Raw genomic sequence first — 24577 nt, forward strand, 5'->3', positions numbered from 1 at the left:
ACTTATTCAATCAAAATAATTAAACCTAAATTCATAAATAATGGAAGATTATCGAGATTTAATTGACAAAGCCTACGAGCTGATGCTTGTCTATGCTCCCAAGGTCGTACTGGCCATTCTGGTCCTTGTTATCGGCATGTGGATCATCAACCGATTTACGAAGGCTACCAGACGAATGATGACTGTTCGTAGTGTCAACGTTTCGCTGATTGGATTTGTATCCAGCTTGGCCAATCTGGGACTTAAAGCTCTTCTGCTGGTCAGCGTGGCTGGCATGATCGGCATCCAAACAACCTCTTTCATCGCGATTCTGGGTGCTGCGGGGCTGGCAATTGGCTTAGCTCTTCAAGGTACTTTAGCAAATTTTGCTGGTGGAGTTATGATCCTGATTTTTAAGCCCTACAATGTGGGGGACTTGATTAAAGCTCAGGGGCATCTGGGCGTAGTGAAGGAAATCCACATCTTCGTAACTATTTTGTTGTCGCCAGAGAGTAAAACGATCATCATTCCAAACGGAGCTATTTCAAATGGTGATATTACCAACTACACCACCGAAGGAAAAATCCGTGTTGACATGACTTTCGGAATTTCTTACGAATCCAATATAAAAAACGCGAAAGATGTTTTGATGGGTATCTTAACAGCTCATCCAAAGGTATTGAAAGAACCGGCACCTTTTGTTGGAGTCAGCGAGTTGGCCGATAGTTCGGTGAATCTTGCTGTTCGTCCACATGCGAAGCCCCAAGATTATTGGGCCGTTTATTTTGATGTGTATGAAAATGGAAAAATTGCGCTGGATGAAGCTAAAATTACGATCCCATTCCCTCAAGTAGATGTTCATATGGATAAATAGGTTTCCGACTGGCTCTCCTGACTACGCGATGAAAAAGTCATTTAATCCTCCTTCTTCATGCATTAAAAAAATAACATTTTTAGAAGGTCAGTGAGTTTTTATTTGGCAGTTCAAATAAAAATTCATTTTTTTGTTGTCACAAGTTCAAAAAAGATAATGATATAAATACAATATGGCTTCCGTGGTGGGGTCTTCTTTTGGTAAGAAGGTAATAGCCATATTGGTATTTTAAAAAATATTTCAAATGAATCAGATCATGTTAACATCTTGGTGGTGGCGCAACAACTTTTCACAATACCGTGGAGAGAGGTAGCTTTCATGTCAAGACATGATCAAAGGAGCGGCTTATCGGAACACGGTAAGCCGCTTTTTTTATGTCGAAAATTAAATAATACAACATACCATGAACCCAATTAATGTGCAAGTAAACGTCAAGAAAATTCTGGCCGACACGCTAACGCCGGTCAGTGTTTATCTTAAGTTCAGGGAGTTATTCCCCAACTCTATTTTGCTTGAAAGTTCCGATTATCACGGAAACGAAAATGCCTATTCATTCATCTGTATAAAGCCGATGTATTGCTTTACTGCCGATCAGGGGGTAATTACTATCGACCATTTAGGGAAGCAGCTGATGCAAAAGAAAGTTACAGATCATAAAACGGTAGCTGTCGATTTGGATGCTTTTTTTAAGTCGTTTAAGTTGAGTGGCGATGTGGCTGAAATGCCGGCCAACGGGTTATTTGGCTATCTCAGCTTCGATTCGATCAAATATTTTGAAAAGATTGATATTACTGCCGAGCGAAAAGATGAATATGCTGTGCCTGAAGTAAAGTATTGCTTTTACAAATACATCATTGCGATCGATCATAACAAAGACATGATCTCGCTGATCGAAAACCTTCCGGAAGGTGAAACAGCAGAGATGGTACAAATTGAGTCCTTATTGAAAAACCTATCATTCCCCGATACACATTTCAATCTGTTAGGCGATGAGAAGTCGAATATAACAGATGAGGATTACCGACAAATGGTGAGCAAAGGCAAAGAGCACTGCTATCGGGGCGACGTTTTTCAAATTGTACTTTCGCGCCAGTTTTCACAACAATATGTAGGCGATGAATTTAACGTGTACCGGGCACTGCGGTCAGTTAATCCATCGCCTTATTTATTTTTCTTCGACTATGGCGATTTCCGGATATTCGGATCGAGCCCCGAAGCAGAACTGCGTATTAAAAAAGGTCGTGCGATAATTAATCCTATTGCCGGGACTTTCCGCAGAACAGGCAACGATGAGCAGGATCGTATTTTAGCCGAGAAATTATGCGCTGACCCAAAAGAGAATGCCGAGCATGTGATGCTGGTTGATCTGGCACGAAACGACCTTAGCCGCAACGCAGAAGATGTAGTGGTGGACAGCTATCGTGAGGTGCAATACTTCTCGCATGTGATTCACCTGGTTTCAGAAGTTTCTGGTAAGTTGCCGGAAGATGCGAATATGGTGACTGTGCTAGGCGATTCTTTTCCTGCAGGAACGTTGTCAGGAGCACCCAAGCACATGGCCATGCAGTTAATCGACCGATACGAAAATCAGCGCAGGAGTTATTACGGCGGTGCCATTGGCTTTATGGGATTCGACAATAGCCTGAATCATGCCATTATGATCCGTTCATTTTTGAGTAAAGGAAAAACACTTTATTACCAGGCCGGTGCCGGAATTGTAGCAGATTCGCAGGAAGAAAACGAATTGCAGGAAGTAAATAACAAATTGGCCGCCTTGAAAAAAGCCATCGAAATTGCTAAGGAGATTTAATCATGAAAATAGTAGTCATAGATAATTACGATTCATTCACCTACAATTTGGTGCATGCTATTAAAAAGATATCCGGACAGCCGGTTGATGTCATTCGTAACGATGAGTTGGTACTGAGTGATTTGGAAAAATACGATAAAATTGTACTTTCTCCCGGACCGGGAATACCTGAAGAAGCTGGTTTGCTATTGGATATTATTCGCGAATTTGCCCCACGCAAAAGCCTGTTCGGGGTTTGTTTAGGACATCAGGCCATTGGTGAAGCGTTTGGTGGAACACTAACTAATATGAACCGAGTGCTGCATGGTATCGCTACTCCGGTGAGCCAGGTGGCAGCCGACCCGATTTTATTTGATGGACTTCCTGAGCAATTTGACGCGGGCCGCTACCATAGCTGGATTGTTGATGCGGAAGGACTACCCGACTGTTTTGAAGTAACCAGCACAGACAAAAATGGACAGATCATGTCGATGAAGCACAAAGAATATGATGTGCGAGGCGTGCAGTTTCATCCCGAGTCGGTATTAACTCCGCTGGGCGAAAAGATGATCGAAAACTGGTTGAATAACTAAAAAAACTCGAAACGTTGAACTCGAAACTAATTGACATGAAAGATACTTTAAACTATTTATTTGAAGGAAATACGCTGACTGCTGCAGAAGCAGAAGCGATTCTGACAAGAATTGGCGAAGGGCAGTTTTCAGAATCTGAGATTGCTTCTTTTTTAACGGTTTTCCGCATGCGAAAAGTGAAAGGTGAAGAGATGGCCGGCTTTCGTCAGGCGATGTTGAACTTGTGCATTCCGGTCGACTTTTCAGATTTCAATACGATTGACGTGGTGGGCACCGGTGGCGACGGTAAAAACACGTTTAACATTTCAACTTTAAGTTGCTTTATTATTGCCGGAGCGGGTTATAAGGTGACCAAACATGGCAACTATGGCTTATCGTCGGTAAGTGGCTCTTCCAATATGTTTGAGCATTTTGGCTACCAATTTACCAACGATCCTGAAAAGCTGCGTCGCGAGGTGGATGAAATTGGTATTTGCTTTTTTCATGCTCCACTTTTCCACCCGGCGATGAAGCATGTTGGCCCGGTTCGAAGAGCATTGAAAGTAAGAACCTTATTCAATATTATGGGGCCACTGTTAAATCCATCGTTTCCAAAAAATCAACTGGTTGGGGTTTCTGATCTGGAGATCATGAAACTGTATCACGAGGTTTTTAAAAGCAGTGATCAAAACTTCATGATTGTTCATAGCTTGGATGGCTACGATGAAATCTCTCTAACCAGCGATGCTCAGGTTATCTCCTCAGAAGATAATAAGATCCTTGCGCCCGCTGACTTTGGTTTTGACACTTATGCCCAGGAGGAATTATCCGGCGGCGAATCGGTGGAAGATGCCGCACGAATTTTTAAAAGTATTTTGGAAGGCACAGGAACACCGGCACAAAAACATGTTGGAATTGCTAATGCTGCACTTGGTATCAAGTGCATGTGTCCCGAGAAGTCACTTACTGACTGTGTTGCCGAAGCAACTGAAGCACTGGAAAACAAAAAAGCGTTGGAGGTTTTTACCAAACTGATGACGAATTGACAATAAACGAAAAATCGAAATGACCATATTAGACGAAATAAACAATAATAAGCGACGTGAGGTAGCTGAAGCAAAGTCCAGAATTAGCGTGGAGGAGTTAAAATTATCTCCCTACTTCAAGCGAAAAACCAATTCGTTGAAAGCAGCTCTAAAAGAGAAAAGGGCCTCCGGAATTATCGCTGAATTCAAGACAAAATCACCATCAAAAGGAATGATAAATGAAACAGCTGAAGTAACGGAGGTGACAGCAGGCTACGTTGCTGCCGGAGTTTCTGGCTTGTCGGTATTAACTGATCGCAACTATTTTGGCGGCTCATTTGAAAACCTGGCGAAAGCAAGAATGACTAACCCAGCAACACCAATTTTGCGCAAAGACTTTATGCTTGACCCATATCAGGTATACGAAGCTAAAGCACACGGTGCCGATTTGATATTACTGATCGCCGCCAGCCTGAGCAAAGATGAAATGTTGCGCCTTTCGGAGACAGCAAGGGAATTGGATTTGGAGATTCTGGTTGAAGTTCACACGGAGGAAGAAATTGAAAAGCTCAACCCGTTAATTGATTTGGTTGGCGTGAATAACCGCAACCTGAAAACGTTTGAAGTGGATATTGAGAATTCAGTCAGACTAAGCAAATTATTACCAACAGATATGATTCGGATCTCAGAGAGTGGATTGTCATCAGTTGATAATATTCATTACTTGCGGAAAGCCGGATTTAATGGCTTCCTGATGGGTGAGAATTTTATGAAAACAGAAGATCCGGGAAAAGCGTGTAAAGAATTTATAGCTTCTATATAAAATGAAAAATCAGGTTAAAATTAAAGTCTGTGGCATGCGGGATCCTGAGAATATCCAGGGTATTTTAAGTGCTGAGCCTGATTATTTGGGCTATATTTTCTATTCAAAATCAAAACGGTACGTGGGAAAGAATCCCGGCCCAGAGATTTTTGAAATCGTTTCCAAGTCAACCCGAAAAGTAGGAGTATTTGTGAACGAACCTTTGGATAACGTGATTACAGCCTGCCGTGATTTTAAACTAGAAGTGGCTCAATTGCATGGCAACGAAGATCCCGATTATTGCAGTCTGATTCGGTCAACCGGCCTAACCGTCCTCAAAGCTTTTTCGATAGATGAGGAGTTTGACTTTTCTTTATTGGAAACTTACAGCGGAGCAGTCGATTATTTTTTATTCGACACCAAAGGAAAACTACCCGGAGGAACGGGCTTGAAGTTCGACTGGGACATCTTACAAAGCTATCAGCTTTCGGTTCCTTTCTTTTTAAGTGGTGGTATAAAACCGGATGATGTGGAAGCACTCCAAAAATTCAACCATGAGCAACTTTATGCGTTAGACATTAATAGTGGATTTGAGGTCAGTCCGGCTTTGAAATCAATTAACAAAGTGCAGGATTTTATTCAAAAAATCAGAAAATAAAATTATAATCACATGAAATATCAGGTTAATAAAAAAGGTTATTACGGCGAATTTGGAGGTGCATTCATTCCTGAAATGATGCACCCGAACATTGAAGAGCTTCAGCAAAAATATATGGAGATTATTGGCTCCTATAATTTCAGGCAGGATTTTATTCACCTGCTAAAACATTATGTGGGGCGGCCATCTCCGCTGTATCCGGCACAACGGTTATCTGAAAAATACGGGACAAATATTTACCTGAAACGGGAAGATCTGAATCACACAGGATCGCACAAAATCAACAATACCATTGGGCAAATTTTGTTGGCGAAAGCGTTGGGCAAAAAACGGATTATTGCTGAAACCGGAGCCGGACAACACGGCGTGGCAACAGCTACCGTTTGTGCTTTAATGGGAATGAAGTGTATCGTTTATATGGGAACTTTAGACGTGCAACGACAGGCTCCGAACGTAAAAAAAATGAAGATGCTGGGGGCCGAAGTTGTCCCTGCTATATCGGGAAATCAAACCTTGAAAGACGCGACTAACGAGGCCATGCGAGACTGGATTAACAATCCGGTTGATACCCATTACATCATTGGCTCGGTCGTTGGCCCACATCCGTTCCCGGATATGGTTACTCAGTTTCAGGCCGTTGTTAGCGAGGAAATTAAAATGCAATTGGACGAGCACATTGGCCGCGAGTTCCCCACACGGGTGATTGCTTGCGTTGGTGGTGGAAGTAATGCCGCAGGTGCTTTCTATCATTTTCTGGAAAATGAAGAAGTTGAATTAATTGGTGTTGAAGCTGCCGGCAAAGGAATTGACACTCAGGAAACAGCCGCTACGTTAACGCTCGGCAAAGTGGGAGTGCTGCACAGTGCTAAGTCCATGCTGATGCAAACTGACGATGGACAGATTATTGAACCGTATTCTATTTCTGCCGGCTTGGATTACCCGGGAATCGGGCCATTGCATTCACACCTGTTTAAAACCGGCCGGGCCAAATACCTGTGGGCTACAGATGAGGAAGTTTTTGAAGCTGCTCTGGAACTGACCCAATTGGAAGGAATTATTCCTGCTTTAGAATCAGCGCATGCATTGGCAGCCCTCAAAAAAATCAAGATGAAACCCGATGATGTCACGGTCGTCAATCTTTCAGGAAGAGGTGATAAAGACATGGAAACTTACCTGGATCATTTTGGCTATTAACTGACTCTAAAATTATTAATGATGAAGAATAGAATCAATCAACTATTTCAAGATAAAAAAGAAAACATCCTTTCTGTTTACTTTACGGCCGGTTATCCACAAGTGAATGACACGGTTCAAATTATCAAAACGCTGGAGAAAAATGGTGTTGACCTGATTGAAATCGGCATGCCATTCTCCGACCCCGTTGCCGATGGGCCTGTCATTCAGAATAGCAGTACTGTTGCGTTGAAAAATGGAATGAGCATCAAGCAGCTTTTCGAGCAATTAAAGTCAATTCGGCAAACAGTCAACATTCCACTAATCCTTATGGGATACTTAAACCCCGTTATCCAGTTCGGTCTTGAGGCTTTTTGCAAGAAATGCCAGGAAGTTGGTATCGACGGACTCATCTTACCCGATTTACCGGTTTCTGTTTACCAGGAAGAATACAAAGAACTGTTTGAACAGTATGGTCTTCATAATATTTTATTGATTACACCTCAAACATCCGATGCACGGATACAAGAGATTGATGAAGCTTCCGGTGGCTTTATTTATATGGTATCCAGTTCATCAACCACCGGCGCAAAAGATAAAGTTTCTGATTTTCATGAGGACTATTTTAATCGGGTGAACCAGTTGAAATTGAATAATCCCCGACTGATCGGCTTTGGGATTTCAAATCAGGAGACCTTTGAGAATGCCTGTAAGTATGCTTCGGGAGCAATCATAGGAAGTGCATTTGTAAAAGCACTTGAGCAAGACAAAACACTGGAAGAAAAGATTTCAGCATTTGTTAATCGTATTGTAAAGCCAGTTTAATCTGAGGGTCGTTTATTTGTACTGAGATCACATTTACAAATGTTATATAACAAGTAAAAACGCTGTTGTTTTTTACTGGCTGAATGTCAGTTTTTTATCCTTCATGTTGGGGTTAAGGGAAGTTAAATCGTGTTAATTTCTATTCTTCAACATACCAAAAAAGGGCTAGTTTTGTTATCTTAATAAGGAAATTAATTAAACGTTCTTAATACTATGATTGAATATGCACAAGTAATTTTACCAAAGGTTAGTTTTAGCCGGGATTTATTCCGGAAAGAATTAATCAAATGTGTGAAATGGTCTGAGAACACCAAAGACGTCAATGAACTGCGTATTTGGTGTGATGACAATTTTGGGGAAATGTATCCCGATATTTTAAATGATGTTTTTTCAATAATTGCAGCATAACTAAAAAAATAAAAAGGCCTTTTTCGGGGCCTTTTTTCATTCCAAATTTGCTGGATTATTCTCCAATACTTTTCAATACTCCATCCAAAACTCCATTCAGGTCAAACTCTCCTTTTTTAGAATAACCGGTTCGAATCACAATCAGCTCTTTCGATGGGATTATGCAAATAAATTGGCCATCATGTCCTTTGCACATCAACATATCTCTGGGTGCATCAGGATATTCAGCAGATTGATTGAGCCAGAAAAACGAACCATAACGACCGTTTGAACCGTTGGCAACCTGAGTTGTATACTCAACCCACCCTTCGGGTAACAATTGCTCACCCTGCCAGTTTCCATCGTTCAAATACAGCAGAGCAAAGCGTGCATAATCGCGCATGGTCGCATACAAATAGGAAGATCCCACAAAAGTTCCGGACGCATCCACTTCAAATACGGCACTGGTCATTCCAATTTTATTGAATAAAGCTTTGCGTGGAAAAGCAAAGTACTCTTCATCAGATTCAAATGTCTTGCGTAATTCCCGACAGACTATATTAGTCGTTCCTGAAGAATACAACCAAACCGAATCAGCTGGATATTCATAAGGCTTTTGCTGTGCGTACAGTCCCATATCCCCTTTTTTATGAAGCATGATGGTCACGTCTGATAAATTTCCATAACCTTCATTCCATTTCAATCCGCTGTTCATGTGCATCAAGTTATTCAGAGTAATCCCTTGCCGCTTATCATCCTGCCAATCATCAATCTTCAGGGGCTGCTGGATGTCCATCTTTCCATCTTTAACCCGCAAGCCCACAAGGGCATTGGTAAAGCTTTTGGCCATCGACCAACTCAAAAAGCGATTGTTTCTGTTGAAATCATCCCGATAGATTTCGGCTACCGGCTGACCTTTGTAGATAACCATCAAAGCAAAGGTGCCTTTGTAGGGAATGGTGTCTGCCATAGCCTGACTTAAAGCCAGCTTCAGTTTAACCGTGTCAAGGTCAATTGGAATGGAGTCTGCAATTAAATTCCCCACTGGCCACGCTATGGTATCCGGATTTGCCGGACGACTTTCGATGATCGGAGAATTCCTGTCTTTAATTTCCTTTTCAGAATACGCTTCCACCAATGTACATCCATAACCGTCTATATAAACCGCTTTGGATTCGCTCCATAAAAAACGACTGACGACTTCCCTCTTTTCAAAATCGACTGTGTTATTTGTGAGGGCGACTACTGAGAAATTCAGGTCTTCATTTTCCATCGCTTCCTGACTTCTTCCAGCGACAAAAACTCCTGAAGCCAGGTTCTTTGCCGTATAACCAGTAACAACAGGCATTAGCAAGTTTAAATAATAAATAGCTCCAATTATAACAGCAATCAGAATGGTTAGAAGAAGTCGTTTTCTCATACGATCAAAATTGTGTTTTTTAAAGGCTTCTTATGGAATTCGCATGGCAATAACGAGATCGGTTGATGTTAATTTCATGCTCATTTCATAATCAGGCAAATAGCGAATTTCTATTGAATTGACCCTCAATTTACAAAAATATCAGCCATTCAAAAATAGGTTTTCAATATTACGAAAAGCAAAAATGACTACCAATTAATCCAAGTTACGGAAGCTGATATTGAGGAAGCGAAGGAACTTGTATAAAAACCATGGAAGAGTTGAAGATAATTTTGAACAGATCATCAAGTGCCGTCCAATAAATACGTTATTTAATCTTATTGGCTAGGTCGAAATCGTTAAATGCAGTCGCTTTGAAATTATTGACACCACTAAAAAAACAAAAGCGCCGTAGTCACCTATATTACAGCGCCTTAAATAAAAAACCAAGTAGTCCCACCGGGAATAATTTATGTAATCCTAAATGAATAGAAAAAAACACTACCATACACAAAAAACCTTATTAAACGGGGATTTCGCAAGGTATAGTGAAATGAAGATAATATATAAATATAAAGTTATTCACATTTTTAGGGTATGACTTTCATTAGTCATACCCTAGAAGTATTTTCGGGGGCGCTTAATATTTAAATATGGCAAAAGTATATTTTAAGGTTCTGACGAAAATTCAGGATCCTCATAAGGATGTCAACATACGGATACGATTTAAGGAAGGCAAAATTGATCAATCAACAATCACAGGTGAATCCGTAAGGCTTCGATATTGGGATTTAGACAAACAATGTTTTAGGAGAACACACTTCAAAGGCAAAGATCAATTAACTTCAAGACTTAAAAAGTTAGAATATCATGTGCTCGAAAAAGCAGCTCAGTCAGATTCGATTAAAAAGGGATGGCTGCTTTTAGTGGTTGATCAATATCTACATCCCCAAAAATACATACAGAAAAGCGACCAGTCGATGTTTGAATGGATTGAGGCTTGGATCGATGTGTCCCCAAATACATATCATGCCATACGCCCATACCATTCAGCATTAAAGAATATCAGGGATTTCCGCCCAGATCTTGATTGGAATAAGATAGATGTGGAATTTTATTATGATTTTGTGAGATACTTGACAAAACTCGGGTACTCCAAGAACACTATCGCTTCAAGAATCAAGAACTTAAAAGTATTTTGCAATGCATCGTATGAAAGAAACTTACATCAGAATATTGCTTATCAGAGTTTTAAGAAACAAACAGAAGATAGCTTCAATATTTATTTGAATGAGGAAGAGTTGGCTTCAATTTTCAAGCTTGATCTTTCAGATAAACCGCATTTGGAGCGTGTTCGCGACATCTTTTTAGTCGGCTGCTGGACTGGATGTCGTTTTAGTGACCTCTTTAAAGTAAACAAAGAAAATATAAGTGGAGAGTTTATCCATCTGGAACAACAAAAAACTCAAAAACGGGTCATCATACCCCTTCATCTTGTTGTTAAAACGATATTGGATAAATACAACGGAAAACTTCCTGAAATGATAAGTAATCAAAAGTTTAATTCTTATATCAAAGAGGTTTGCAAGATGGCCGAGCTCAAAGGAAAAGTCTCAAAAAATATCACAAAAGGAGGGGAACGAACAGCAGAAACCCTTGAGAAGTGGCAGATGGTCAGGAGCCATACAGCACGAAGATCCTTCGCAACTAACCTCTATAAATCTGGCTTTCCATCCATCAGCATCATGGCCATTACAGGTCACAAAACCGAGAAAGCTTTTTACAGCTACATAAAAGTAAAAGAAGAAGAACATGCAGAGATGTTATTAAAGCATTGGTCTAGTAGCATTGTAGATTCCTAGAATCACAGAATTACACTAATAAAAAAAAGCATAAATTTATTTTGGATTTTGTAAAATAGTCGCTAGTTTTGTGCTTTCCTTAACGCAGAATAAATACTGTTCAAGAATTTAATTCTGCGTATTCGAATTTTTAAATCATAATTTTTAATGGATCGGGAAGCTTAGTGTTTCCTGAAAAAGTTGAACAGTTAATCAACTGGCAACTTAAACGCATTTTGTTATTTTTTTTGGTGAAACCCAGGATTGGATCATGAAATTATAATATTGATAATTATACACTTGACTAAACAGTATTAACAATTTAAGGACTTAAATATGGCGTACGATAGCAGTTGAAAAAAAAATGGTGATAGAAACATTCTTCATACAAGTTAAGCTTGACTTTGAATGAGACAATTGAATTATTAATTATTAAAAAAAATATAAAATAATGGTTACAATAAAATTAATAACATACAATGAACATAGAACAATTAATAAACTTGGGCCAAAAAGGAGTTGTAAAGCTCGAAATTACGGCAGCTGATTTAGTGTCTGTTGTGCAAAATGTGGCACGTGAAACGGCAGATGCGATTTTAAAAGATCGGCAACAAGAGCAATCAAATGATTTCATACCAAGGAAAATAGCGATGGAGATGCTTAATGTTAAAACGACGTTGACAATGCTTCGATGGGAAGAAAAAGGCTATCTCCAACCCCATCGAGTAGGAAGCCGAATTTTTTACAAAAAGCAAGACGTACTTGCCGCTGTTGCTGAGTTTCACAGGGAATCAAATTAAAATCAAATAACGATGAAGAACAACTAAGAACAAGACGGCTGCGAAATTAATTTGGGAGAACGAAGCAATCGTCTGAAGAATTTTAAATTATTTATTAGAAACGCGAAATTTCATATACTCTCCCACTTGTGTATATCCGATTTTAAATAGTTCAGATATGAATATTCTAATAACTGTTGCTTTAGAATTTAATCCTAAAACAACTAGTAATAATCTAAAATAAAAATAATGTCAAAAAAATCGATCTGCTTTAAGCCTGAATTTTACAATGTTAACGGGGATTATCTTGTTTCTCATCTCAAGGATGATGGAGTATCTGTCAGACCTACATTGTCAAAAGTGAAAGAATCTGTATTAGAAACAAACTACAAGATGAATGATGAGACCAAATCGAATATCCCGAGATTTGCAAACTTTGCCTTGGTACCAGAAAATAATCCTGAAAATTATAAGAGGGAAATTAATCTTGGCGATGGATTGAAAAATTTTAACCTGTATGAACTTCCCTTTCATCCTGCTGGCAAGCATGAGTTAAATGATGGGAAACACACTAATTGGCCGAATATTCTCGAATTGCTCCTACACATTGCGCCACACAAAAAGCCCTTCCCAAAATCCAGGTTTACTTATATCGAGCTATTACTTGATTATCTGGCTATTGCTTGGCGCCATCCCAAGCAGCGACTACCTATTTTGGTATTAGTGTCGTCGGAAAGAAGTACTGGCAAAACAACATTCCTCCAATTTTTAGAATTAATGTTTCAGTCCAATGCGAAAATGGTTTCTGTATTCGAGTTAGAATCTGCATTTAATAATAATTGGGGATTAGCTAACTTCGTTTTGGTAGATGAAGCCAAAATACCGGACAAATTATTGATGAAAATTAGGAATGAATCTACCAGTAAGAGCAGAAATATAAATACAAAATTTATGCAATCATACGAAGTTCCAAATTACTCCAAGTTTGCAATGGCCACTAACAATATTACTAACTTCGCAAAAATAGAAGATGAGGAGAACAGATATTTTATGATTGAGGTCGAACCTTTTACAACAAACCAGGAAAAAAGGGATTACTTAGAACTAGTGATAGCGGAATTGCCTCAATTCTTAGATTATTTGGCAAAACATCATATTTTTTCGTCGGAAAATAAAACTCGATTTTGGTTTGACTATGAAGATTATAAAACTCCAGCACTGGAAAAGGTTATATCTGGCAGCAAAAATGACCAAGTTACTTTAAAAGTTGAAGAACTTTTTAAAGAATCAATTGAAAAATCCTGGCAGAACTGCCCAAATAACACGGTAGTAGAATTTTCTATTTCCGGAATTAGAGATTTTTTGGGCTTCACAAAAAGTGCCGACCAAACAATAAAGATGACACTTTCTAAGCTGGGATTCCAAATCAGCACTGTGAAAGAGAGATATCTTTGCCTATTCCATAATCAAGAGACTCACGCAATTAGATATTATTGCCCACTAGGCACACTTAGAACTATATTCTTCCCTGAGATTATGGACGTAAATTAAACATCCTAATTCGTTTGACAATTTTGAGGAAGGGGTTACTCCCTTCCTTTTTTTATGCCTTGGTCCGATGGTCCAATCTAATGTTAAAAGCTTTATTTGTGTAAACTTACCTTTTTCAGACAGGTCTATACTAAACATTTCAATTGAACCTTCTAAACTTCTCTATATTGTATAATTACCAGCAATATAGGCATAATAGAACATATTTATTATAGAATACAGATACTCTAAATATTCCAAATAAATAAGCTGAAATAGATTGGACCACTGGACCATTTTTGAAACCCAATTACTCTATCAGCTGTTTCTCACTCCTTTTCACCAAAGTGATTGTTATAAACTTTTCAAAAAAAACAGTACATCAATTTTAATATTCTTAATGAAGTAAAGTTGTTCGTAACAGGTCGTTACGTTTTATTAATTTGCTGATTAAATCATAGCATACGATTTATTATCAACAACTTACACTTGTTTTATCAATATACAACTCCTATATTTGTCATTATTAAAAAATGGCAATCAATATGGACTAAAATAATAATAAGAAAAATAGTCAGCTTGTAACCTGATATCCCGCGAGCAATGTAAAATATGGAATCAGCGATTGCATAGAGGAGCATTGAAATTTCCTTGCGAAAGACAGATTTGCATGAAAATAATTGCACCGTTATTTTATCCAACAACGGTCCCTGTTACTTTTCCAATGAACCATTAATTTATTTCAACAAATGGGACACCTATGGGATGCTTCATCTCACTCTCATTTAAAATGAAAATTTGAATACTACCATTGTTCATTTAAAAATGTGACTAAACCGGAGCATTATTGTTATCAATAATTTTAAATTGTAAAAAAGAACACTTAGCTTTATAGTAAAATCTGTCCAATAAGTGTAGACGTTAAACACCCTAAGAACGCTAATGAACGGTCAACAAAAACTACAACGGATGCTGGAAATAATGATTTTCCTTTCCAGTGGAATTCGGCACCAGCTTTCAGAGTTAGCCTATCGGTTTGAAATTTCAGAGCGAACAGCTTTTCGATATATTCAAAGTTTCAGGGAAGCTGGTTTTATTATTCCTAAGCCCAAAGATGGTTATTATTATGTGGATAAGGATTCTCCTTACTTTAGAGAAATCAGTGAATTATTACACTTCTCAAAAGAGGAAGCGGTCGTTCTTAAAAAAGCCATCCATTCCATCAGCGACGAAAACCTACTTAAACAGAACTTGATCAAAAAGCTGTACGCTCTTTATGATTTTGACCGGGTGGCTAATACCATTGTCAAGCGCGAAAATTCGGAAAACATTCATCAGCTTATGCGTGCGATAAAAAACAAAAATAAGGTTGTTCTTCATGGGTACTTTTCGGCCAACAGCAACGAGATGAAGGACCGGGTGGTTGAGCCGTTTAACTTCACTACGAATTATATTGCTACCTGGGCGTTTGATACAGAAGACCAAACATGCAAAACGTTTAAAAATACGCGGATTGGTTCGGTACAAGTATTGGATGAGCCCTGGGAGAACGGAGACAAACACAACATGCTCCCGATCGACGTTTTCAGGATCAGCTCAAACCAGCAAATCCCGGTGAAAATGCTGCTTTCTATCCGCGCCTGTGAGTTGCTGAAAGAAGAATACCCATTGGCCGAAGAATACATTGAAGCGGTAAACGACAATCAGTTCCTGTTCGACGCACCAGTTTGCAGTTTCGAAGGGGTTGGCCGTTTTGCACTGGGGCTCTGCAACGAGGTGCAGGTTGTTGAGCCGAAAGAATTCACCGATTTTTTAAAAGAAAAAGTAAAAAATAGTTTAACTGACATTCGTTGACAGTTTTATGTTCGAAATTGCTCTTCGAAAAGTAATAGCAACGAATATAAATCGCAGCAATGCAAGATTCAAAAATATATAAAATGATATGAGAATACATTTAAAAATTCAAACACAAAAAAAAAATCATTCCATTTGATCATCAGCCATTGTTAACAGGCACTATTCATAAATGGTTGGGGTGGAATGAAGAACATGGAAAGGTATCCTTGTATTCCTTTTCTCAATTGGAAGGAGGCAAAGCGACTCCCAATGGATTACGCTTTGAAAGAAGTATCTCCTTTTTCTTCAGCTCTCATGATTCCAATCTGATCAAAAAGTTGATTGCAGGGATTCAGCTTGATTCAACCATGTTTCATGGCATGACCGTTTCAGAAATTATCCTTCAGGAAGATCCTGATTTATCAGATCGTGACCTGTTCTTCACTGCCAGTCCAATTTTCATTAAAAGGAGAGTTGAAGAAAAAGTAGATCACATCCTATTTGATGACCCCCGTGCAAATACCTGCTTGAAAGAAACTCTTCTAACAAAAATGGAGGAAGCCGGAATAGCCGATGAATCTTTTGATATCCGGTTTGAAACAACATACCCAAAGGCAGGGACGAAAAAAATCACTTATAATGGAATCCAAAATCGGGCAAATTGGTGCCCGGTAATTATTGAAGGCAAACCCGAAACGAAGCTGTTTGCCTGGAATGTTGGATTGGGGAATTCAACCGGAATAGGGTTTGGGGCAATTAAATAAAAACTTGTCAAGATTAAAAAGACAAAACAGATATGCTATACATAGTAAAATATTCAGGTCCCTTCGGGTTTATTAAACCCTGGACAGCGGTACGCGATAGCGAAACCTATAGTCAGCAATTTCTTACACCTTCGATAGTTGCAGGTATTGAAAGGAAGCTTTTCCCTGAATTATTGAAAGATGATGATGGTGAAATTAAAAAGATTGCAAGGCACAGGTTGAGCTACAAGCAGATTTCACAACAGCAAGAACAAATTCAACCCCGAGGGTGGAACGAAAAAGGAACCAGAAATAACAAAACCTATGAGCGACCTTATGCCATTTTGGTGCGGGGGGTATTAATTGAACCCGTTCTTTTCCTTGCCTTTTTAAATGAAGCCGATGCAATTAATGCTTCAAAACAACACATCTGTTTAGCCCGAAATGAAGACCTGCTTTATCCTGATGAAGAAATAATGGAAGTTTCGGAAACTGAATTTGAAACAAATGATGAGCTGTTTACAGGCTTTGAATTGATTTTTGAACGAAATGAAAAGTCATTTTTAGTAGGTTATAATCGACTTAAAAAGAAAGAGGCAATGTATGGCCATTTAAAAGTTGTTGGTAATCCTGTAAAAACAAATTATTAATGGAAATAATTTGTCCACATATCAAAGCCAAAGGATCGCCTGAAGAGACCAGCCTTTATGAACACTTGCTTTTTGTCAGTAAGGTCGCTGTAAAAATTGCGGACTATTCAAACCTCGATTCGGAAACTGCAAGGCTTGGTGCTATTTTACACGACATTGGAAAAGCAAGTACTGTATTTCAAAAACGTCTGGATGATACAAAGATTCCAACTACCCCTTTTCGACATGAAATAGCCTCTTGTTTCTTTCTTTCATTATTTGATGAAGCGATGCATCCTCTGCTTATTGAAATGGTTATTGCACATCACAAATCTGTATTACACGATACCAGAGATAAAGGAATTCTAGACCTTGAAGAAAATCGTGGCGATACTTTTGAACTGCACATCAAAGATTGGGAGGCATGGAAAGATGATGCCTTAACAATACTACAATCATTTGGAATTAAAACCAGAGACATCAGTAAGGAGGAAGCTGAAGATAATTTCAATCTCGTTGTTGAATTTTGCGAAAAGACAGTTCGGGAACGTGGCTTTTCGCAATGGCGGGGACTTTTAATGGCTGCCGATCATTTTGCTTCTGCCTTGTCGGATAATACCGATGAATACCTGAATAAAACTTTTGCCATTCCTAATCTGCAGTTTTTTAATCGGCAACATTCGCTGTATCCTCTTTCGTTAAAAGACACCAATTCAAATAAGAAGCACACCATGGTGGTGGCTTGTACCGGCGCGGGCAAAACCGATTACCTTTTTCGCCGCTGTAAAGGACGCGTTTTTTACACCCTACCATTCCAAGCTTCCATCAATGCCATGTACAAACGGGTAAAAAAAGATTTAAAACACGATAATCCTGAACTTGACATTCGATTGTTGCATGCTGCATCAAGCATTGCATTGGAAGGAAATAAAAAAGAAGAAAAGATTATTCAGGGACATGTGGGTGCATCCATAAAAGTATTAACCCCGCATCAAATTGCTGCCATAGCTTTTGGCACCAATGGTTATGAAGCCATGATTATGGATATTAAAGGTTGTGATGTTATTCTGGATGAAATTCACACTTATACTGATGTAACCCGTTCGATCGTGTTGAAAATCATTGAAGTTTTAAATTATCTTGATTGCAATATACACATAGGAACGGCTACGATGCCTGGCATACTGTACGATAAAATAATTGCCATTTTAGGGAAAGAGAATGTTTTTGAAGTGGCTTTAACGAATGAAGAACTAAGACTTTTTAACCGACACATCATACACAAAATTGATAATTGGGAAAAGGCTGGTTTAATCATTGAAAATGCACTTACTGATCAGAAAAAAGTTTTAGTGGTTTGCAACCGCGTCAAAACAGCGCAAGAACAATATGCCCAATACAAATCTCAATTCCCTGGAATTCCAATTCTTTTACTCCATAGTCGGTTCAAAAAATCGGATCGAAATGAGAAAGAGCGATTGTTGCTAGGGTTAGATGAAACGGGCAAAGAAAACGGAAATTTTAACACCTCAAAAGAAGCTTGTTTGGTCATATCAACGCAGGTTGTTGAAGTGAGCATTGATATTAGTTTCGATTGTATGATTACTGAAGCTGCACCACTCGATTCGATGGCACAACGTTTTGGGCGTGTTAATAGAAAAAGATCATCGGAGACCATTGGTCAATATAAACCAATTTATGTGTTGACCCCGCCTGAAGATGAAAAGGAAGCTTTACCCTATTCACTTGAAATAATTCAACGTAGTTATGAGGCCTTACCCAATAGTGAGCTTTTGGATGAAACTGAATTACAAGCCAAAATTGATCAGGTATTTACTGAAATCGATTTTCTGAAAATTGAACAACATTCGGTATTTAAGGAAAGTGGGAAGTGGGGCATCGATAAATTAACACACAACCCAAAAGCTATCTTACTCGATTTATTGGAGATTGACAGTGTAAACTGCATTTGCGAAGCCGATGAAGAAGCTTATATGGAAAGTACTTACGAGGAGCGTACCAGAATGGAAATCAGTACACGCTATTATGTAGTGAAAGACTTGCGTCAATTAGATTGGGGGTCAAAACCTTTCATTGTACCTGATACATCATACAATTCAGAAACCGGCTTCGATGTGACCTTAGCAAAGGCCTGCAATTACAATTCAACATATTTATTTTTATAAAAACCTAACTATGATAGCATCAACCATTGGGCGTACATTTTTAAAAGCATATAACGAAAGAGAAGGAACTAATTTCAAAGCAAAAGAATTCTTTGAAGATGTTTACTTTGATCAATTTTTCAATCATCCCAAATATTTCTTCTGGCCTCAAAATTCACCCTTTGTGCAAGGGATTACTACTTTGAATAACGGAACACTTGGATTAATGACCGTTTTAAAAGATAAAAATGGTAACACAAAACAGTTCACTAATGACGAAGAACTTGAAGATTTTTGTTTGCAATTACAAAAAGAGCCTTCTTTTGGTGGATTCAAAACAAAAACAAAAAAACAAGTCAAGATTATTCAAAAGCTCAACGCTCAAAAAAGGCAGGAGATTTTAAAAGAGTTTGTGAATAAAATAGATGAGGCCAAAAGCAACAACAATATCGAAGCAAGTATTGCCATTGGTTTTCCGGCATCTGAGCTGAAAGAATACGCGACAACCTCGGGGGCTGTAACCGATATTGATTTCAACATTGACATTGAGGATGTTTATTTCTCGTGGATTGGTGGAGGATTAGGAATTGGCATTGCCGGAGGGTATTCTATTTTTTTCGACGAACCGGAAATACTCATGAAATTATATGACGGCTGGGAAACGTATCGAGCTTATTTGAATGATAATACCCTTAACCGATTAAGAGGAAATCAAATCAACACATGGAATGGTCAATGGCTCAGTTATGCTTTTAACAAACATTTTCGAGTTGATTTTGACTTTGCACAGCTCCATTCATCCGGCGTTTTTTCAGTTAATGAAAAAGTGATTGAAGTAAATACAATAAAATGGAGTGAACTTTTTTTCAATATTTCAAATCATTTTCCAAATCAAACCTTCACCGGTTATGTTTATACACTTGGCCAAACGAATAAAACATTAGGATTTTACCCCTTTCATTTTTCAGAAGCCAAAACACTTATTAAATATTATCGAATTCTATTTGGAGATCAGGCAGCCATAAGTGAAGCCAAAGATTACGAATCACTTTTCGGAATCCATATCAAAAGAGCATGCGAGTTGGGTTCAATTGGCTTACAAGCTCTGGAACCTAAAGATTTGCGAAAGTACTTTGGTAATGATGCCAATTTGAAATTGATAAAACCGTCTTTAGTAATCAAGAATGGCGAATTGGAAGAAGATTTTCAAACCCGAAAAGAAAAAGCAGAAAAAAAAGATTACGATAATATAATTACATACAGAACTTATAAAACCTGGTTATTAGCTATGATTAATAAAAACAAAGAAGAATCGTTAGAGTATACTGCCGAAGTAGCCAATGCACTTCACGCGTATAGAATGAAAGCAACGAAAATGGATAGAAAGAATCTAATTCAGTCGGAGTTGCTGGTTGCAAAATCTAAAAAAACTTTTTTAGATGCCCTTACCACAGTGATAAAGGACGTTGATGCAACGTCACTTGAGCTGTTTAAAGAATTGCGAGACAGAGTCCATCTGATGTCAGCCGAAGACTTTGGCTACTTTGTTGTACTGTTGAAATTTGATTATGCTTATGTCGAAAGAAATCTATAAACCAATAAAATCTATAAATAATGAGTACAATTTATATTAGAACATTAAAGAGAGCAGAACATACAGTTTTTTGTGTGGCCGATGGTCAAAAAACTTATTACGATCCACAATTTTCAAGACGTATTCCCTATTCAAGTGGACAACAGGTAAAACGATCATTTATTGATTCCTTGTCAAAAGCACTGAATGAAATCCCATCACCTACCACCTTTTTATTTGATGTTAATAAAGATGGTGAGATGAAAGAAGGTGAAGTTTATGCAACTTGCGATCCTACTTATGCAGATCAGCTTTTAGGTGGCTGGATGAAGGCTTCTAAGGGAGGCAAGGACAGAACAATAAAAAGAAGAAGTCCCCTCTCCATATCTTCAATGAGAGGGCTACATCCTCTATTAGCAGGAGTCGATTCAGAAAATATATCCTTCGACAGAAGTGACAGGCCTAACAATGCTGTAATTATCAGGAATGAAAAAGGAGATGAATTGACCGAAGATCAAATCGCGGAACTCCTTTTAGGTAAAGACAGAAGTTTAAGTCGAAAATGGATATCCGATAATCGCAGGGCAACAGGCCTTTTTGTTCAAGACATGGCGATTGATTTGCGCCGTATTTTTTGTGTGTTATTGAATAAGCTGGAACCTGAAATTACTGATGAAACTGAAGCCAAATTACGTGAAGCAGGTTGGCAAGAAACACAAACCGTTTTTGGTGCTTGTTTAGTTGCGCCAAAAACTATCCGCGAAAAATTAATTCCTGCTTTAGCACATGCTGTTATTAATTGGACAATTACTTCAAACCAATCACGCACATTCAGTTTAATGGAAACACTGGCTGTATCAATTTCTGATAATGCCAATAGAATAGCGGGCAGCATACGGGCAAAACTCAAAGAGGAAGAAGAGAACAAAGCAGAACCCATTATTGAAGAAAATATGCCAGGTGTTGAATCATTTGTCACATTATCGGCAGGTGGATACGTACGTACAAAAACAGAATCTGCCGATGCCCTCGACAAAGCAGAACAAGCCCTGATTAATCAAATGTTGGCATTCGATTACGAAAATCAACTTAATTAGAATTCATTTTTGATTAATAAACCTGATCATGGAATTGTGTGGTCAGGTTTTATTTTTTTAGTAAAATGCAAGTCACCGGCACCCATTTCAACTATTACCTGATCTGTCACCGTAAACTGTGGTTGTTTGCCAATGGCATTAATATGGAATCGACCTCCGATTTGGTTTACGAAGGCAAGCTGTTGCACGAAACTTCGTATTCCCGCCGGAGCGAGAAATACCAGGAGATTGCGATTGATGGGATCAAAATCGACTATTTCGACGCGAAAAACAAGGTGGTTCACGAAATCAAAAAATCGGACAAGCACGAGGAGGCGCACGAATGGCAGGTGAAATATTACCTCTATGTACTAGAGCAGAATGGTGTAACCGACGCCACAGGGTTGTTGGAGTATCCGCGCCTGCACAAAACCGATCAAGTATTGCTGACCATCCCCGACAGGGAAGCGATTGGGGAAATGCTCGAAAAGATTGAGAAGGTGATTCATGGAGATCAGTGCCCGAGTCGAATTCAGAAATGGAAATGTAAAAATTGCAGCTATTTTGATTTCTGCTGGAGCGGGGAGGTTGAACTATGAAAAAAACGTATTACCTATTCAATCCGGGGCGGTTGCAACGCCGCGACAACACCCTGAAATTTACGCCTTACGATGAGGAAGGTAACGAACAGAGACCCCGTTTCCTTCCGGTGGAAAATGTGGGTGAGCTGTATTGTTTTGGAAACCTGGATGCCAATTCGGCGACCTATAATTTTCTTGGGCATGAGCAAATCCCCATTCACTTTTTCGATTATTACGAAAACTACACCGGTTCGTTTATGCCTCGCGAAGCTCTGATTTCGGGGAAAATGCTGATCGCGCAAGTTAAATGCCAGCAAAACAAAAAAGCACGGATCGATTTGGCACAACGGATTTTGGATGGTGCCAGTTTCAATATGGTGAAAAACCTAAAATACTATAACAACAGGGGAAAAGACCTGGAACCAATTATTGAAATAATTGAAAAGCTGACCGGTAAAATTTCGTCGACCACTGCCATCGATGAGCTCATGGGCATTGAAGGGAATATCCGTAAGAACTATTATGAAGCCTTCGAACTGATCATCAATGATTTTAGCATGAACGGTCGGAGTTACCGTCCTCCGCAGAATGAAGTGAATGCATTGATTTCATTTGGTAATATGATGTGCTACAGCCAGTGTTTGCGTGCCATCCATCAAACCCAGTTGAACCCGACCATCAGCTTTTTACATGAGCCGGGTGATCGTCGGTTTTCTTTGTCGCTTGATTTGGCCGAGGTTTTCAAGCCATTGCTGGTCGACCGGGTTATTTTTAAAGTGATGAACAAAAAGATGGTTCAACCCTATCATTTTGAAGAGCGGCTAAACCGGGTGACGCTGAAGCCAAATGGGAAAAAAGCAGTTGTCCAGGCCTTTGAAGACCGCCTGGGTGAATCCATTAAACACCGCTCGCTAAACCGCTCGGTGAGCTACAAACACCTGATCAAATTGGAATGCTACAAAATACAGAAGCATCTACTGGGTATCGAAGAATACAAACCATTTAAAATGTGGTGGTAATGTATGTAATAGCAGTTTATGATATTGGGGAAAAACGTGTGGGTAAAATGTTGAAACTTTGCCGGAGATATTTGAACTGGATACAGAATTCGGTTTTTGAAGGTGAAATTTCGGAAGTCAAACTCTTGGAGTTGAAACAGGAAGCCATGCTGCTTATGGATGAGGAAACCGACAGTCTGATTATTTTTAAGGCTCGTCAGGAAAGGTGGCTGGACAAGGAAATCGTTGGACATGAGCGACAAAACCTGGATACTTTTCTTTAACCGTTGTTGTCGATTCCCTTTCCCGTTGTTCTATTTTAAGAGAATTTGACAATGATAAAGAGAGTTAAGTTCTTTGACATATTGAAAATAAGCGATTTATATATAATTGTCGATCCCCTGGGGAAAATACCTTCTGGGGGATCGACAACATTCTTATTAAAAAATTAGATATTTGTAAAAGTTAATCTATTGAAGATGAACTTATTTTTTTAAGTCGTCGAACAGCTACCAATCGCACCATATTGGAATTGAAAGCGAATTTCCGAGCTTGAACGCCGGGTTAAATACTCTGCTACCAATCGCACCATATTGGAATTGAAAGCAATAAACCAAGAATTAATTTTTGAGCGAATTAACTACCAATCGCACCATATTGGAATTGAAAGAACAATGGTATATGAAAGTGATCTACGGGTTTGGGCTACCAATCGCACCATATTGGAATTGAAAGGTGCATTGCTTATTTTGGTGTCTACACCCAAAATGTTCTACCAATCGCACCATATTGGAATTGAAAGTGTTATCGGATGGTTTGTTAAGCTGATTCATATTCTACCAATCGCACCATATTGGAATTGAAAGTCGGAAACGTCTTTTACAACCAGTGTGCCGTAAAGAACTACCAATCGCACCATATTGGAATTGAAAGGAGGCAAAAGAGCTAATAGCATCAACAGCGCCTTGATCTACCAATCGCACCATATTGGAATTGAAAGAAGGGGGTTTCTGATTCCAGTATTCTTTCTGGTAACTACCAATCGCACCATATTGGAATTGAAAGATGGTAAGCCGGATGCTTTAGGCTCGATAAAAATACGCTACCAATCGCACCATATTGGAATTGAAAGTGATGAAGTGTTGGAAGAAATGGCTAAATGGTTAAGCTACCAATCGCACCATATTGGAATTGAAAGGTGCGTACATTTGATGAAATGATTCCAGCACTGGTCTACCAATCGCACCATATTGGAATTGAAAGTCGCAGGGCAAACGGGCGTAAGCTTCGACCCACAAGCTACCAATCGCACCATATTGGAATTGAAAGCGAAGTGCTTGATT

At 38.9% G+C, this 24577-nt stretch carries 22 protein-coding genes and 1 CRISPR repeat array (1 of these 23 only partly in view); of the genes, 21 read left to right on the forward strand and 1 reads right to left on the reverse strand.

Annotated features, from left to right (window positions below; all coding sequences use genetic code 11):
• Positions 1-40: 40 nt before the first annotated feature.
• The 9 genes from GR929_RS10465 to GR929_RS10505 all read left to right on the forward strand — a co-directional run bounded on the left by GR929_RS10465 (position 41) and on the right by GR929_RS10505 (position 8105).
• Positions 41-853, forward strand: coding sequence for a mechanosensitive ion channel family protein (locus GR929_RS10465; RefSeq protein WP_159519505.1), 813 nt, complete (start codon positions 41-43; stop codon positions 851-853).
• Positions 854-1256: 403 nt separating this feature from the next.
• Entirely contained in the window at positions 1257-2663 is a 1407-nt protein-coding gene (locus tag GR929_RS10470; RefSeq protein WP_159519507.1) for an anthranilate synthase component I family protein, read from the forward strand.
• Between the two features lie 2 nt (positions 2664-2665).
• On the forward strand, positions 2666-3235 hold the full coding sequence (locus GR929_RS10475; protein ID WP_159519509.1) for an anthranilate synthase component II: 570 nt from the start codon (positions 2666-2668) through the stop codon (positions 3233-3235).
• A 35-nt stretch (positions 3236-3270) separates the two neighbouring features.
• Entirely contained in the window at positions 3271-4260 is a 990-nt protein-coding gene (trpD, locus tag GR929_RS10480; protein WP_159519510.1) for an anthranilate phosphoribosyltransferase, read from the forward strand.
• Between the two features lie 19 nt (positions 4261-4279).
• Positions 4280-5062, forward strand: a complete 783-nt coding sequence (trpC, locus tag GR929_RS10485) for an indole-3-glycerol phosphate synthase TrpC (protein WP_159519512.1) — start codon at positions 4280-4282, stop codon at positions 5060-5062.
• A gap of 1 nt (position 5063) precedes the next feature.
• Positions 5064-5699 (forward strand): phosphoribosylanthranilate isomerase, encoded by a 636-nt coding sequence (locus GR929_RS10490; RefSeq protein ID WP_159519530.1) that lies wholly within the window; start codon positions 5064-5066, stop codon positions 5697-5699.
• Positions 5700-5711: 12 nt separating this feature from the next.
• Entirely contained in the window at positions 5712-6893 is a 1182-nt protein-coding gene (gene trpB / locus GR929_RS10495; protein ID WP_159519532.1) for a tryptophan synthase subunit beta, read from the forward strand.
• 18 nt (positions 6894-6911) lie between these two features.
• Positions 6912-7697, forward strand: a complete 786-nt coding sequence (trpA, locus tag GR929_RS10500; protein ID WP_235934266.1) for a tryptophan synthase subunit alpha — start codon at positions 6912-6914, stop codon at positions 7695-7697.
• A gap of 213 nt (positions 7698-7910) precedes the next feature.
• Positions 7911-8105: a hypothetical protein gene (locus tag GR929_RS10505; protein WP_159519534.1), complete on the forward strand. Its 195-nt coding sequence runs from the start codon at positions 7911-7913 to the stop codon at positions 8103-8105.
• Positions 8106-8160: 55 nt separating this feature from the next.
• On the opposite strand, the gene GR929_RS10510 is transcribed toward GR929_RS10505, so the two are convergent.
• Complete coding sequence (locus GR929_RS10510) at positions 8161-9504, reverse strand: serine hydrolase domain-containing protein (RefSeq protein WP_159519536.1); 1344 nt, start codon at positions 9502-9504, stop codon at positions 8161-8163.
• Between the two features lie 632 nt (positions 9505-10136).
• Between GR929_RS10510 and GR929_RS10515 the strand changes: the two genes are divergently transcribed.
• The 12 genes from GR929_RS10515 (at position 10137) to cas2 (ending at position 23518) form a co-directional block, all read left to right on the forward strand.
• Positions 10137-11345, forward strand: coding sequence for a site-specific integrase (locus GR929_RS10515; RefSeq protein WP_159519538.1), 1209 nt, complete (start codon positions 10137-10139; stop codon positions 11343-11345).
• A 458-nt stretch (positions 11346-11803) separates the two neighbouring features.
• Entirely contained in the window at positions 11804-12124 is a 321-nt protein-coding gene (locus GR929_RS10520; protein ID WP_159519540.1) for a hypothetical protein, read from the forward strand.
• 228 nt (positions 12125-12352) lie between these two features.
• A complete protein-coding gene (locus tag GR929_RS10525; protein ID WP_159519542.1) occupies positions 12353-13654 on the forward strand; it encodes a primase-helicase family protein in 1302 nt (433 codons plus the stop codon).
• A 948-nt stretch (positions 13655-14602) separates the two neighbouring features.
• Entirely contained in the window at positions 14603-15487 is an 885-nt protein-coding gene (locus GR929_RS10530) for a helix-turn-helix transcriptional regulator (protein ID WP_159519544.1), read from the forward strand.
• A 149-nt stretch (positions 15488-15636) separates the two neighbouring features.
• Complete coding sequence (gene cas6 / locus GR929_RS10535) at positions 15637-16233, forward strand: CRISPR-associated endoribonuclease Cas6 (RefSeq protein WP_159519546.1); 597 nt, start codon at positions 15637-15639, stop codon at positions 16231-16233.
• A 32-nt stretch (positions 16234-16265) separates the two neighbouring features.
• On the forward strand, positions 16266-16862 hold the full coding sequence (locus GR929_RS10540; protein ID WP_159519548.1) for a hypothetical protein: 597 nt from the start codon (positions 16266-16268) through the stop codon (positions 16860-16862).
• Entirely contained in the window at positions 16862-19027 is a 2166-nt protein-coding gene (gene cas3 / locus GR929_RS10545; protein ID WP_159519550.1) for a CRISPR-associated helicase Cas3', read from the forward strand. The genes GR929_RS10540 and cas3 overlap by 1 nt, the downstream gene beginning before the upstream one ends.
• Before the next feature lie 10 nt (positions 19028-19037).
• Complete coding sequence (locus GR929_RS10550; RefSeq protein ID WP_201300968.1) at positions 19038-20600, forward strand: hypothetical protein; 1563 nt, start codon at positions 19038-19040, stop codon at positions 20598-20600.
• A 20-nt stretch (positions 20601-20620) separates the two neighbouring features.
• The gene (locus GR929_RS10555; protein ID WP_159519552.1) at positions 20621-21676 is read left to right on the forward strand and encodes a CRISPR-associated protein Cas7; all 1056 of its coding nucleotides are present in this window, start codon (positions 20621-20623) and stop codon (positions 21674-21676) included.
• Positions 21677-21741: 65 nt separating this feature from the next.
• Complete coding sequence (cas4, locus tag GR929_RS10560; RefSeq protein WP_159519554.1) at positions 21742-22254, forward strand: CRISPR-associated protein Cas4; 513 nt, start codon at positions 21742-21744, stop codon at positions 22252-22254.
• Positions 22251-23255, forward strand: a complete 1005-nt coding sequence (gene cas1b, locus GR929_RS10565) for a type I-B CRISPR-associated endonuclease Cas1b (RefSeq protein ID WP_159519556.1) — start codon at positions 22251-22253, stop codon at positions 23253-23255. Before cas4 ends, cas1b begins: the two co-directional genes overlap by 4 nt.
• On the forward strand, positions 23255-23518 hold the full coding sequence (cas2, locus tag GR929_RS10570; protein ID WP_159519558.1) for a CRISPR-associated endonuclease Cas2: 264 nt from the start codon (positions 23255-23257) through the stop codon (positions 23516-23518). Before cas1b ends, cas2 begins: the two co-directional genes overlap by 1 nt.
• Before the next feature lie 225 nt (positions 23519-23743).
• Positions 23744-24577: a CRISPR direct-repeat array (repeat unit 30 nt; unit sequence CTACCAATCGCACCATATTGGAATTGAAAG) (it continues 1939 nt past the right edge of the window).

The sequence above is a fragment of the Sunxiuqinia indica genome, assembly GCF_009847015.1.
GTDB lineage: Bacteria > Bacteroidota > Bacteroidia > Bacteroidales > Prolixibacteraceae > Sunxiuqinia > Sunxiuqinia indica.